Below are 13,715 nucleotides of genomic sequence, written 5' to 3' on the forward strand. Positions count from 1 at the left end.
TCAGATTTGCTATTCTTAATTTATGTGGCTTCAGGTTTTATGGAGCTTCAGAAGCAGATTGTTCTGATTTTTCCGCTTCCAGCTTTGCCGCAGCTTCTGCTTCTGCGCGCTCCTGCTGCTCTTTTTCAAGCTTTATTTTTTCGGAGACAGCCTCTTTCATCTCCGCTTCTTTTTTAGCTCTTTCCGCTTTTTTATCAGCCTCAACCTTTGCCCACTCTTTCATTTTTTCGTCAAGATAAATGGAAAGGCCGGCGTTTGCACTTGCAAGGGCTCTCGCTTTTTTCGCCTTTGTAATAGCTGACGCAGTATAACCATCACCAGCCAGGGCTTCCGCATAATCTGTTAATATTAAGGGCGCATCGGGTAAAACCAGCTCAGCTTTTTCAAGAAACACTGCAGCTTTTCTATAATCCCCTTTTTCTAGATACGTACGCCCCATGGAGCTAAATACCTGTGCGTCCGAGGGCAGTAAGATAAGGGCTGCCTCAAAATCTTTAAGTGCATTATCAAACTGCTTACTTGCCAAATATGCCAACCCTCTATTTTTAAGAGCAGAGGCATATTCCGAATTATTTTCAAGTGCAGCATTATACGATTCTATAGCGGAGTCTAAATTACCCTGCAGATAATAAACAACCCCTATCAGGTTTGATGCAATGTTGTTTTCCGGCTCTATTTTTCTAATTTTAGAAACTGTTTCTTTCACCCCATCAAGATCATTCATGCTGAGTTGAACATTCGCAAGGAACATCAAGTTATCAATATTCTGAGGCTCTTTCTTGTAAAGGTCTTCTAAAAGCGCAACAGACTGTTTGATATCGCCAGACAAAAACCGTGAAAGTGCAATCTTTGTTTCAATAAGCCGAGCCCTTTGACCTGCCAGCTCTTCCGGCACATTAGCGCTTATTTCTTGGGCTTTCTCAAAATACTCAATGGCTTTACGAAGTTCCCCTTTTGCAGCCATTGCTGACGCCTGCAACAAATAAGCATCCTGATCAGGTTCTTCCACATCTAAAAGCGGTTTGAGTTTCAACATAGCTTGGTCTGCCATGCCGCGCTTTGTCAGACATTCAACCAGTTCAAGCCGTACCGTTCTATCACCCGGTATAGCTTCTAAAAACCGCTCAAGCGGCTTTATCGCGGTGCTACACTTATCCAATTCGTAGGAAACCATGCCGTAAACTCTGGCGGCAGGCAGATAGTTCTGAGTTAGTTCCCCCGTTAAAACAAGCAGCCTGTTTGCTTCGATGAAATCACCTTTTCTGGCCGCAATAAGTGCGGAATAATAGCGTGCCATACTATTGGTTTCATCTTCAGCATATACAATATCAAGCTGTTTTTCAGCCGCTTCAACGTTGTTTTCATCTATATGGATACTAGCAAGCGCAAGCCGGGCAGCAATATTGCTTTCGCGCACTTCCGCAGATTTCAGCAAATACTTTTTAGCCGTTTCCAAATCACCCTGATATCGTGCAACCATGCCTGCTGTATATAAAACGATCGGGTCTTCCGGCTGCAGGTCCATAGCCTTATCAGACATGTCTTTCGCATTATCCAAATTGCCCTGTTCAAATTCAAATAAGGCCATCCCGGCATAGCCGCGAAAATCGTCAGGGCTTTCGTCAATCGCAAGCTGAAAATACAGTACAGCCTTTTCATTATCTTTTTGAATTTTAGCAATATCACCTTGCAGAATATAGGCGTCGGTATAATCTTCCTTCCGCATATCCTTTGCGGAGAGAATTTTTTTAGCGGCTCCGATATCCCCTTGAAGGAAAAGCGCTTTTGCCTTTGGGATAAGCAGTTCAAGCGGATCAACACCAGCATCAATCAATTTTTCTATAGCAGCCTCAGCGCCAATACCGTCCAGGTTTTCCATACGGATACGAAGTAAAAGCTGATAATCCTCAACAGTGGAAACCTCAAGTTTCTGGCGTTCCAGCAATATAAATAGCGCATCATCATGCTTTCCTTCATCCACAAGGTCCGCAAGTTTTTCCACTTTATAGTTTTCATAATATTCAGGTTTTTTTGTTTCCACGTCGCTGTCTGAACAGCCTGCAAGAAACAGAGAAAGGCCAATAGCAGTATACTGTAATAATTTAACTTTGTGACGCGCGCGGTACATGAAAGCCATCCCCAAAAACTATAATAATTAGTTAACCTTACAATTCCAGCATTGCATGAAAAATCGAAATTGCAAGTGCTTGTTGATATGTGCTATTATATATTCAATTGTATTTAGAGCACATTATAAACGGACAGATATATGTTGTCGAATTTAGTGTGTTAGTATCGCCTGGAGTTGGCAATGACGAAAAAAATTATTAGCTCATTCTTTAACAAAAGCGCCATCAAACTTGTTGGCGTAGCCGTTATAAGCTTATTTGCGGCACACAGTGCTAGCGCAACCTACAATTATTATTATTGGCAAACACAGCAAGCGGCAGCAAACGACCCAGACACGGTCAATGGTAATTTGCAGCTTAGCCCAGGTGTTTATGACCCCTTTGTTATCGGCGAGAACATAGAATTCAATGCCTGCAGCACCACATTTGCTGGCTATTCTCTTTGTGATCTGCCGGATACATCAAAGTTTGTAATTCAGTGGCAAGCCAAAACGCTGGATGGTTCAGGCAATATTGTTCTCTATGATTCTGGTGTTTGTAACCCTTGGGGCGGCAGCAGCCAAACCGGTGCTTCTAGCGACAGCTGCCTTAACATAACAGTTCCCGGCAACACATCATCCAGCATCTTTACATCAAGTTCGTTTTACATCGGTATTCATATTGCCACACACGCAAATTATTATATTCCCCTGCCTAACGGCGAATGGGGTTATACTGGTAGTGGCGGCGGCCAATATGGCTGGATGTGGACAGGCATGTCTCTTGTTGAAAGCGCACCCGAATCAGGTGGCGGTGGCGGCGGTGAACCTTCACCTGTTTCCGAACCGCTTGCACTGCTTCTTATGGGCCCTGCCCTTGGCGCACTTGCCTTTAGAGAGCGTCGCCGCAAGCGTAAAACGTTGGCTCTCGCCTCAGCTTAACGGGCTCGCCTAAAACTAGACTACAAAAAAACGGGGCTAAATCAGCCCCGTTTTTTATTATGCTATCTTTATCAAGTTTAGCTTAGGCAAGCTGCGATTTAGCGATTGCCAGAAACTCATCAAGGCGTTTCTCTAGACGGTGATCAGAAACATCGATGCCTTTGGCTTCCATGTCGGCATGCACTTTACGCAGCACATCATCATCGCCTTCTTCTTCAAGGTCAGCTTTCACAACATCTTTTCCGTATGCGGCAACCGCATCACCCGAAAGGCCCAGCACTTCGGCCGCAAGCCACTCACCGAATAAACGGTTTCTGCGGGCACGCGCCTTAAACATCATTTCAGCATCATGTGCATATTTGTCTTCAAACGCTTTTTCACGGTCATTAAAAGTTGTCATCTTACTTATCCTTATAGCCCGGCTTGTTGCCTGATTCTTTTACAGAAATGGTGAAATACCATCTAAGTTTCAAGCGCGCCATCCAAATTCCTTGTTTTTTTACCCTGCTTTACGAAAAGATACAGCATTTTGTTACAGAAAGATTGTTCCTGCGCTATAGATCAGTTATGTATGCGCCGCATATCATAAATGTTCATTCCAGCGCCGAGGAAAAGACACCCATGTCCCGCCGCAATAAAATATACGAAGGCAAAGCCAAAGTTCTTTTTGAAGGACCAGAGCCAGGCACCATAATTCAATACTTTAAAGACGATGCAACCGCCTTTAATAACCAGAAAAAAGGCACGCTTTCTGGAAAGGGTGTTATTAATAACATCATTTCCGAGCATATTTTCAAAGCGCTTGGCGATATTGGGATACCAACCCACTTTATCGAGCGCCTGTCTATGCGCGAACAGCTTATAAAGGCTGTTGAAATTATTCCAGTTGAGGTCATTATCCGCAATATAGCTGCTGGTGGCATATGTGCACGCCTTGGACTAGAGGAAGGCACACCTTTGCCACGCCCGCTTGTGGAATTCTGCTATAAATCAGATGAACTCAATGATCCGCTGATCGCAGAAGAACATATCCTGACATTCGGCTGGGCTGACGAGTTGGAAATTGAAGAAATCACGCATTATGCTTTGCGGGTTAACGATTTTCTCTCCGGCCTGTTTTCAGGTATTGGCATCAAGCTTGTTGATTTTAAGCTTGAGTTTGGCCGCCTATATGAGGGTGATGATTACGCAACGGTTCTTGCCGATGAAATCAGCCCTGATGGTTGCCGCCTGTGGGATAGTAAAACGGGTGAAAAGCTTGATAAAGACCGCTTCCGCCGCGATCTTGGCGGCGAAATGGAAGCCTACCAAGAAGTTGCGCGTCGCCTTGGCATTCTCCCCAGTGCCGATGTAACCGAAATTGCAGACCATATTAAAAAGGATAGCTAAGCCGATGAAAGCCCGTATTCATGTGACTCTCAAGAACGGTGTTCTAGACCCACAAGGTAAAGCCATTGAACACGCGCTTTCAAATATGGGTTTTGGCGGCGTCGACGGCGCCCGCCAAGGCAAATATATTGAGCTTGACCTAAACGAAACAGATAAAACCAAAGCTGAAGCTGCGGTTGATGAAATGTGCCGCAAGCTGATCGCAAATACTGTGATTGAAAACTACAGCATCGAGCTGGAGTAAAGCCATGAAATCAGCTGTTATTGTCTTCCCCGGTTCCAACTGTGACCGGGACATGGCCGTTGCCATCGAAAAGGTGACCGGCGCAAAGCCCCTTATGGTATGGCATCAGGAAACTGATTTTGACAAAGTAGACTTTATTGCCCTGCCCGGCGGTTTTTCATACGGCGACTATCTCAGGTGCGGCGCTATGTCGGCGCGCTCTACCATTATGAAAGAAGTGGTAAAACGTGCAGAAGCTGGCACTCCGACCCTCGGTGTATGTAACGGTTTTCAGGTTCTGACAGAAGCTGGGGTTTTACCCGGCGCTCTGATGCGTAATGCCAACCTACATTTTGTTTGCCGCGATGTTGAACTGAGCGTCGAGACAACAGACAGCATTTTCACCAAAAGCTACACAGTAGGCAGCCCGATTACCGTGCCTGTCGCGCACCACGACGGCAATTATTTTGCCGACAGCGACACCCTAGACCGGCTTGAGGGTGAAGGTCAGGTTGCTTTCAAGTATGCAGCAGACGTAAACGGTGCCCAGCGCCGTATTGCAGGCGTGCTGAATAAAAAGAAAAACATTCTGGGCATGATGCCACACCCTGAGCGCATGATAGAACCAGCGCTTGGCGGGTCTGATGGCCGCTTATTATTCCAGTCTGTTTTAGAAAGTATCGGGTAAGGGGTATAGATAATGACCAACGTGAATGATGTGAAAATTACCCCTGAGCTTGTAAAAGAACACGGCCTGACGGTTGAGGAATATGAGCGCATCAAGGGCGCGCTTGGCCGCGAACCCAATATTACCGAACTTGGTATATATAGTGTGATGTGGTCTGAACATTGCTCTTATAAATCATCGCGGGTGCATCTTAAAAAGCTGCCAACCAAAGCCCCTTGGGTTATTTGTGGTCCGGGCGAAAATGCCGGTGTTATTGATATCGGCGACGGACAGGCTGCCATTTTTAAAATGGAAAGCCACAACCACCCTTCTTACATTGAACCATACCAAGGTGCTGCAACCGGTGTTGGCGGCATTCTGCGTGATGTGTTCACCATGGGTGCACGCCCTGTTGCCAACATGAACGCCCTTCGATTTGGTGAGCCATCTCACCCAAAAACGCGCCATTTAGTGTCTGGTGTTGTGGCGGGTATTGGCGGCTACGGTAACTGCGTGGGTGTACCAACAGTGGGCGGCGAAACCAACTTTGACCCGTCCTACAACGGCAATATTCTGGTCAATGCCATGACCGTTGGCATCGCTGACCAAGACAAAATTTTTTACTCAGCTGCGGCTGGCGTTGGTAACCCTGTTGTTTATGTCGGCTCTAAAACGGGCCGTGACGGTATTCACGGTGCGACAATGGCCTCTGCTGAATTCACCGAAGACAGTGAAGAAAAACGCCCTACTGTTCAAGTTGGGGACCCCTTCACCGAAAAGCTGCTGATCGAAGCCTGCCTTGAATTAATGGCAACAGATGCGATTATTGCCATTCAGGATATGGGGGCCGCTGGTCTCACGTCCTCAAGCGTTGAAATGGCATCAAAAGGCGGCGTTGGTTTTGAGCTGAATCTAGATAACGTGCCGCAGCGCGAAGAAAACATGACACCCTACGAAATGTGCCTGTCTGAAAGTCAGGAACGCATGCTAATGGTTTTAAAGCCGGGCCGCGAAGCCATGGCCAAAGCCATTTTCGAGAAATGGGAACTTGATTTTGCTGTGATCGGCGAAATTACCGACACTGGCAAACTAACCCTCACCTTCAAGGGTGAAACAGTGGGCGACATGCCAATTGACAGCCTTGTTGAAGATGCACCCCAGTATGAGCGCCCCTATAACATACCCCCTAAGCGCGAAACTGCCACAGTACCAGCCCCAACAGACCTTAATAAAGCTGTGCTGGACCTTATAGGCGGGCCAAACCTTTCATCCCGCCGCTGGATATGGGAACAGTATGACCATATGGTTATGGGCGATACAATCGCCCGCCCCGGCGGCGATGCGGCTGTTGTGCGGGTACACGGCACACCAAAAGCGCTGGCAATCAGCACCGATGTTACCCCACGTTACTGCTATGCAGACCCCCACGAAGGTGGCAAGCAAGCGGTAGCAGAGACATGGCGCAACATCACGGCAACCGGCGGCCTGCCGCTTGCCATCACCAACTGCCTGAACTTTGGCAACCCCGAGCGGCCTGATATTATGGGCCAGTTTGTTGGCTGCCTCGAGGGCATGGGTGAAGCCTGTATCGCGCTCGATTACCCGATCATATCTGGTAACGTATCACTCTATAACGAAACCAATGGCTCGGGCATTCTGCCCACCCCTGCCATTGGCGGCGTTGGTGTGATGAAAGACAGCAGTAAAATCGCAACCGTGTCTTTTAAGGAAGCGGGCGATACCATCTTGCTGATCGGCGAAACCAAAGATGAGCTTGGCGCAAGCTTGTACCAGAAAGAAATTCTGGGTAAAGACGAAGGCCTGCCACCTATTGTAGACCTGAAAGCAGAGCGCCGTAACGGCGACTTTATCCGCGCCCTTATTGAAAACGGCCAAATAACCACCTGTCACGATATTGCAGACGGCGGCCTGATTGCGGCTTTAAGTGATATGGCTATCGCAGGCGGTATCGGCGCCACCATCACTGTGGATGCAGCCTTGCCGCTTCATGTGCACCTGTTTAGTGAAACACAGGCCCGTTACCTTGTGGCCGCAGATGTGCAAACAGCAGAGGCTATTATCGAGGAAGCAAATGACGCTGGTATTCCTGTAAGTGTGCTTGGTACAACCGGCGGTACAAGGCTTACTGTTAATGCAAGTACGGTTGATATTGCGCTTACCGACCTTACAGACGCACACGAAGGCTGGTTCCCCCGCTTTATGGCGGCGGCTGAGTAAGCACCCATAAACACAGTAATACGAAAAAGGCGTCCTACCTGGCGCCTTTTTTTCTATGATTCTTGATAGGAAAAGAACTACCCTAACTATAATTCAAATAAACCAACCTACATGGAAAACGGACAGGCAGAGTCTACCGATTATCGTTTTTTCATGAGCTTTAATCAGCCAAATTTGGTGGCCCCCTCAAGATCAGCGCATCGTATTAGCCTGCTAGTTTCCACAGCCGCTTGGCGGTGTTTTACGGCTTTACGGTATTCAGCGTCTGTTACCATTTCCATAAAGGCGGCGGCATTTGGGTACCGTGCAATAAAGGCGATATCCCATGTTTCGTCTAGGGGGCCAATAAGTACACCCTCTGGCCTGCCACGCCAGATAATTGTACCGCCTACACGGGTAAAAACGGGACCACTTGCCTTGCCGTACGCCTTATAGGCGTCCGCCCCGCTCACTGAAGTGCCATCTTCATAAACCGCTGTTTCTTTTAGTTTAACAAGGTTGATCATATTAATAGGCGTATCCCGTGGCAGGGCCTTAAATGCCTCAAACTGTTCGCGCTCTGGGTCAATATAGCTCATTGCATTATCCTTTATTGTGTAGCCAGCGCAACACTGCCTGCACGGCACCGTCCGGCTTTTTTGCCCACATAAAATGGCCGGTAAACTCGCCCTGCTCGACTGATGTCAGTTGCACTGCCGTAAGAGTTGTTCCCGCCATAACGCTGCGCACTTTATGGAAGGCCGCAGTGCTCGCGAATGTGTCACCCGCCACCTCAATAGAAAGGAACCTGCCCTTATAAGCCGCCATTTTTGCCTCCAGCCCCGGGTACGGGCCAAAGTTATAGTCACCACCAACCGCCCAGTGCCGCCAATCCAGCATAAGTTGGCGAAATTCGCGTGCACCAAAACCAATTTTTTCACCCGGATAATAGCCTAAAAGCCATGTTACAGGCCTAATAACCGCACATAAATACCGGATAAGAAAACCTGATTTACCCTCATAGTATCGGTACGCCGGGAAAACACAGGCTATATGAAAAATACCCTCTATTCCCGCTGGTTGCAGGCCTGCGGCCATGCTCGCCATATGACCGCCAAGGCTGTGGCCCCCCATATAAAACGGAGTACCAATAAAACGCTCGTGTACCCATGCCCGAATGGTGGGTATATCTTCCTCCAGGTAATGCTGATAGCCAAAATCACAAGTGCGCGATGCCCTGTAGGGGCTATCACCGTGGCCGCGCTGCTCCATAAGCACAACCGCCACACCAGCTTCTGCAAGGCCCATTGCCGTACGGTCATAAAAACGAGCTTTTACGCCGAGCGCGGGAATAAACAGCACCACAGCAGTAGGTGCGTTTTGTGGCATATAAAGCGTGACCGGAATTTCCGCCCCGTTCTGCGCCTGTAAAATGTGCTTGTCCCTCACACACTACCCCTTTTTATTAAGTAGATTGCTCACCTGAAACTAGGCTGATGCTGGCGCAGGTCAACTCGCTAACTGCGAGCCAGCTTTTGTGCGGCAAGTGTTACCATACGGCGTTCAATACCGTCCCCTGAGCCTGTGAGCCACCAAACAGTATACAAAGCTGTCCCGTATATAGCTGCACCCTCTATCGCTACACAGACAAGCTGCACCCACGAAATAGGGCTAATCGCCTGTAGTAAAGGCAATGTTTCGTGCCAGAATAGCAGCATAACAGCGCAGGCAAACACAGATCGCAGCATTTGCCATGCTTCCTGCCCCCACCGAACACGCCCACCACGTACAAGCGCAAAATAACATGGTAAAACCATAATAACCGCGATAACAGACTTGGCAAAAACCGCGCCTTCAAGCCCGTCCCATACAAACCCTGCATACATGGCTGGCAGATAAATAAGTGTACGCGCCCAGCGCAGCACAGTGATGATACGAAGCTTACCGTCTGCAATCAGTACCTGATTAAAACTCGCCATGACGCTTTCTGCAATCATAAAGGGGGCTAGGTATTGCAGCAGAATGATAGCCTCTTCCCATTTGTCGCCCAAAAGTGTGCGAATAAGCGGGTCAGCCGCCATCACAAGGCCAGCCCCCACGGGCAAGCTAATTGCGATCATACTGCTGACGGCAGCCCCGTATGCCGCTGCAATCTTGTCTGGCGACTGTGACCTTAGCTTATGCAAGCCCGGCAGTACTGCCCGCCCAAGCGGTAATATCAGGTTACCGATGGGCAGCATAACAAGGTCTATCACCATTGAAAACACGCCAAGCTGCGCTGTTGTACCCACCTTGCCCAAAATAAGCCGGTCCGTGCGTTCTTCAACAAATGCGGCGATAGCCTCAATCGATAACCACTTGCACGCCAGCCATATATCACGCATCGCCTGCATGTCAGTTTTCAGACTTTGGCCATAACACATGATATGGCTAATAATAACCCGCAAACACGCGGCAACAGCCATACCGGCAATAAGCGCCCAGAAATCACGAAACCAGAATGCAAAAGCAATGCAGGCTATCGCACGCGCGACACCGACACTCACCTCAAAAGCAAAGTCTTTCGAAAACTCTAGATTGCGCTGGAACGCAACCACCCACGAGCTTGTAAGACCCTCAACAAAGGTAATGGCCGCAAAAACATAAAGCGCGCCCTCCAGTCTTGGTTCACCGAAATACGCGGCTAAATAGCGGGCTGATATAACCAAAACAAGCCCGGCAATAGCCCCTGCCAGCAACCGCATAATAAATGCCGCGCCGTAGTGTTTTGGCTGAATAGCCGGGAGCCGCACCAGCGCAACCCGTACAATAATTTCAAGGAGCAGTAACAAAACCGCCGAAGTTGACATCAAAAGAGCAACAAGGCCAAAATCTTCTTTTGTAATCAACCGCGCCAGAATGGCGATATTCACAAGGCCAAACAAGCGCACGATAAGGCGCATCGACAAGGTCCACAGCGCACCGTGGGCAACCTGGCGGCCAATATCTTCCTGTTCTGCTTGCACATCAGTCATCGCTATACCCTGCGCCCATTAAACAGCAGCCGCAATACTGGAATCCTGAGTATAAGATATTCATGAAGGGCGAGCGGCACCAAAAAGCCGGTCACACACACAATGAGAAACTTTATAAGCACCGGCAGTGATGTGCCCATCAACCCAATGGCCGCAAGAATGACAATCCCGTGGTGCAACAGGTAAACCGAATAAGAGGCATCTGATAAATACAGCCAAAGCTTTGATGGCCGGTCAAAAAACCGCGAAAATATAAAAAGTGTCAGATGCACAGACGCCAAGGCAAGTGCACCACCGTAAACATTAGTAACAGCCCGGCCCATAAAAGAATGAGGGTTGATTTCGGACAGGGTGAGTATCGCCGCAAACACCAGCAGCCATAACAGCCACCCATAGGTTAGAAAAGCAGCCCGCACCCTGACACTTTCTTTCAAGAGCATCCCTGCCAGAAAGAACAGGAAGTAATATAATACATGGTATAGAGAGCCAAAAAACCGCAGGCCTTCATACAGGTATGGCTTGAGATAAGCCGCCATAACCAAGGCTAAAAAGCCACCTAGAAAAAGCCCGCTAAAGCCCATAAATAAACAAAATTTTATCAGCCCATTACTGCTGTGCAGTTTTCTGTCGATAGAATGCACAAGCCGTATTACAGGCGCAAGAAAGGGCGCTACTAAAAAATAAAGCAGGATGTAAAACAGAAACCACAGGTGATAGATGTTTTCCCATAAGGAATTCCAGTCTATTGGCCATAATGTTACGTCCGTATAGCCCAGTGAATTTGTCATATAAACCCGGGGCACAATAATGAAGCCCCAAACCGCTAGTATGGGAAGTGCAATACGCGGCAAACGCTTTTGCAAGAATACAGCTACCCCGTACCGGTCTAGCGTTAGGCTACAGAAAAAACCAGAAATGAGGAAAAAAGTAGGCATTCTAAATTCATGAATAACAGCTGTTATCCAGTCAAAGGCCTGATGATTATCTGGGTCGTTTACCACCCAGCTTGTGGAAACCGCATATACATTTGCTGCATGCAAAACAACGCCCAACAGCATTAAAATACTGCGCGCAGGGTCCATATACAAAATGCGATTATTTTCCATATTACTTTAAATTTAACTCATAAAATATTGTTTTTAATATGTTTTTAAAACAATTATACCCTGCAAAATTCAAATGTATTCCATCATTTTCCCGCAAGTCTTTTGCCACGACACCTTCTACACAGCCAAGGCGGTTAATATCAACAAAGGTGCATAAACCGCGTTTCTCGCACATAGCAGCAAGGGTACTGTTAAGCGCCCTGACCTTATGATTAAAAGCCTCTGGTTCTGGCAGGCCAGCAGACTTTTGCAAAAGCACCTGCACAGAAGATAAGACAAGGGGTATGCCCTCTGGAATAAGCTCGAGTATTTGGTGAATGGTCGCGGCGACGGCACCTGCATCCCTGCCTGCCTTCAAGTCATTAAAACCAATTGCCAAAAAAACAGCCGCTGCCTGATCAACAGACTGATAGGCCTGCATCCGCGCAAGCGTTTGATCACTTTTTTCACCGCCAATACCCAGGTTTACGGCCCGGTTCGTAATATCGGATACATTCATGCCCGCAACAGAACTAGAGCCGATAAACAAAATCGCCCCCGGCTCAATATTGCCATCCAGCCGGTTATAGTGCGCTGTTGTGGTTTTATGATAACCCGCGCCGTCCCTTTCCACCTCTTTTGAAGCCGACACAAAAAGGCGCGCCAAAGCAAGCAGAATAAAAAGTGCGATACCAACTTTATAAAGTTTTTTCATTTTGGCTTTTCACCCCGAGGTCAGGCCTATCACCCTGAACCAGTGTATCGCTTTTCAGACCTGTTAAGGCCTGCGCATCTGCTGTAAATGCTAAAAATGCCTGCACTTTTTCATGCCAGCCATTTTGCTCAGCATGCAGCCGCGCCGCTTGCCCCATCTGTGACCGCAAGCCGTCATCTTGTAGTAAACGGCATATAGCTTCTGCAATTTCCTTTGGTGATGTGGGGGTAACAAGAAAGCCGGTTTCACCGTTTACTATAGCTTCTACTGCACCGCCTGCCCGTCCCCCAACAGACGGTGTTGCCATTGCCGCAGCCTCCAGAAAAACAAGGCCAAAACCCTCTGTTTCACCGTCTGGCATGGTTCTGTTAGGCAGGGCAAAAACATCTGCCGCACCATAATAACGGGCTAAACATTCCTCTGATACAGCACCTAAAAAGGTTATATTCCGCTGAAGATTTAAAGCTTGCACCTGCCCCTTCAATGCCTGCTCTTCCATACCAATACCACCGATAATAAGCGACGCATTTGGGATTTTTTCCAGCACAAAAGGCCACGCCTCAATAAGCGTATCAAAACCTTTACGCGCAACGAGCCTACCAAGCGAAAAAACAAGAGGCCCAAGGGGTAAATCAAGATCGGAGCGCGCGTTCGGCGGCAACACCCCGGTAAAACGATTTAGGTCAACACCGTTGTGGCTCACCAGTATTTTATCTGGCGCAACACCTTTTTCGATCAAAATATCGGCTGTGAACCTGCTCACGGTTATAATGCCGTCAACTTTATCCAGAATAGCACGACGGGCTTTCTCTGCACGGGCTGAATGCGCCTGCTGTGAAACTTCTTCACCGTGAACATATTGAACGATGCGAATCCCACCCAATATTTTTTTATGGTTAGCAATCCAGCCCAAAAAGCCCATATCACCAATGCACAAGCAACTATAGCCACCATCGCTTAAAAGCGTTCTGACCGCCCGTAACACCCGTTTCCGAACCAGACGGCTGGTAAGCGAAAGCTTGAGCCATTGAAGAGGGTTTGAGCGCGGAGAAATACCTTTCCCAACGCGCAAGGCAGAAAGCCTGTGGATAATGTAACCAGCATGAGCATCAAATTCGCGCCAACCAGCAACTTCTTCGCCGCTATGATAATCATGGCTTGCCGTTAATATTTCAATACGACCAACGCCATACCGCGCCAAAGCGTCATAAACAGTAAGTGCACCCCCAACGAGGGGCAAATGATGCGTTGAAATCAGCAAGCATTTTCCGCCGCTTTGAACCATAAATCTCAGCCTGAACTATTTTTTCTTTTGTGACATACCATTGAAGCCTCTACCACAAAAGAAAATCTTAC

The 13,715-nt window shown here is 48.0% G+C and carries 13 protein-coding genes; 5 read left to right on the forward strand and 8 right to left on the reverse strand.

What is annotated here, in order from left to right; genetic code table 11:
- Positions 1-37 precede the first annotated feature (37 nt).
- Positions 38-2,128 (reverse strand): tetratricopeptide repeat protein, encoded by a 2,091-nt coding sequence (locus ICL80_RS11945; protein ID WP_194212558.1) that lies wholly within the window; start codon positions 2,126-2,128, stop codon positions 38-40.
- Between the two features lie 183 nt (positions 2,129-2,311).
- Between ICL80_RS11945 and ICL80_RS11950 the strand changes: the two genes are divergently transcribed.
- Positions 2,312-3,049 carry a hypothetical protein gene (locus ICL80_RS11950; protein ID WP_194212560.1) on the forward strand — a complete coding sequence of 246 codons (738 nt, stop codon included), beginning with the start codon at positions 2,312-2,314 and terminating at the stop codon, positions 3,047-3,049.
- An 82-nt stretch (positions 3,050-3,131) separates the two neighbouring features.
- On the opposite strand, the gene ICL80_RS11955 is transcribed toward ICL80_RS11950, so the two are convergent.
- A complete protein-coding gene (locus ICL80_RS11955; RefSeq protein ID WP_194212562.1) occupies positions 3,132-3,449 on the reverse strand; it encodes a DUF1476 domain-containing protein in 318 nt (105 codons plus the stop codon).
- Positions 3,450-3,670: 221 nt separating this feature from the next.
- On the opposite strand from ICL80_RS11955, the gene purC reads away from it, so the two are divergent.
- From purC to purL, 4 genes are read left to right on the forward strand one after another with little or no spacing between them, the layout of a single operon-like run.
- Positions 3,671-4,438, forward strand: coding sequence for a phosphoribosylaminoimidazolesuccinocarboxamide synthase (gene purC, locus ICL80_RS11960; RefSeq protein WP_194212564.1), 768 nt, complete (start codon positions 3,671-3,673; stop codon positions 4,436-4,438).
- A gap of 4 nt (positions 4,439-4,442) precedes the next feature.
- The gene (gene purS / locus ICL80_RS11965; protein ID WP_194212566.1) at positions 4,443-4,682 is read left to right on the forward strand and encodes a phosphoribosylformylglycinamidine synthase subunit PurS; all 240 of its coding nucleotides are present in this window, start codon (positions 4,443-4,445) and stop codon (positions 4,680-4,682) included.
- A 4-nt stretch (positions 4,683-4,686) separates the two neighbouring features.
- The gene (gene purQ / locus ICL80_RS11970; protein WP_194212568.1) at positions 4,687-5,349 is read left to right on the forward strand and encodes a phosphoribosylformylglycinamidine synthase subunit PurQ; all 663 of its coding nucleotides are present in this window, start codon (positions 4,687-4,689) and stop codon (positions 5,347-5,349) included.
- Positions 5,350-5,361: 12 nt separating this feature from the next.
- On the forward strand, positions 5,362-7,566 hold the full coding sequence (purL, locus tag ICL80_RS11975; protein WP_194212570.1) for a phosphoribosylformylglycinamidine synthase subunit PurL: 2,205 nt from the start codon (positions 5,362-5,364) through the stop codon (positions 7,564-7,566).
- Between the two features lie 164 nt (positions 7,567-7,730).
- Here the strand turns inward: purL and ICL80_RS11980 are convergent, their stop codons facing one another.
- From ICL80_RS11980 to ICL80_RS12005, 6 genes are all read right to left on the reverse strand, one after another.
- Positions 7,731-8,144 (reverse strand): DUF1330 domain-containing protein, encoded by a 414-nt coding sequence (locus ICL80_RS11980; protein WP_194212571.1) that lies wholly within the window; start codon positions 8,142-8,144, stop codon positions 7,731-7,733.
- A gap of 4 nt (positions 8,145-8,148) precedes the next feature.
- Positions 8,149-8,994: an alpha/beta hydrolase family protein gene (locus ICL80_RS11985; RefSeq protein ID WP_194212572.1), complete on the reverse strand. Its 846-nt coding sequence runs from the start codon at positions 8,992-8,994 to the stop codon at positions 8,149-8,151.
- Between the two features lie 68 nt (positions 8,995-9,062).
- Positions 9,063-10,559: an oligosaccharide flippase family protein gene (locus ICL80_RS11990; RefSeq protein ID WP_194212573.1), complete on the reverse strand. Its 1,497-nt coding sequence runs from the start codon at positions 10,557-10,559 to the stop codon at positions 9,063-9,065.
- Positions 10,560-10,561: 2 nt separating this feature from the next.
- Positions 10,562-11,665: an acyltransferase family protein gene (locus ICL80_RS11995; protein ID WP_194212574.1), complete on the reverse strand. Its 1,104-nt coding sequence runs from the start codon at positions 11,663-11,665 to the stop codon at positions 10,562-10,564.
- Position 11,666: 1 nt separating this feature from the next.
- Positions 11,667-12,359 (reverse strand): SGNH/GDSL hydrolase family protein, encoded by a 693-nt coding sequence (locus ICL80_RS12000; protein ID WP_194212575.1) that lies wholly within the window; start codon positions 12,357-12,359, stop codon positions 11,667-11,669.
- Positions 12,343-13,644: a glycosyltransferase family 4 protein gene (locus tag ICL80_RS12005; RefSeq protein ID WP_194212576.1), complete on the reverse strand. Its 1,302-nt coding sequence runs from the start codon at positions 13,642-13,644 to the stop codon at positions 12,343-12,345. Before ICL80_RS12005 ends, ICL80_RS12000 begins: the two co-directional genes overlap by 17 nt.
- Positions 13,645-13,715: the final 71 nt, after the last annotated feature.

The sequence above is a fragment of the Kordiimonas pumila genome (genome assembly GCF_015240255.1).
In the GTDB taxonomy this organism is placed as follows: domain Bacteria; phylum Pseudomonadota; class Alphaproteobacteria; order Sphingomonadales; family Kordiimonadaceae; genus Kordiimonas; species Kordiimonas pumila.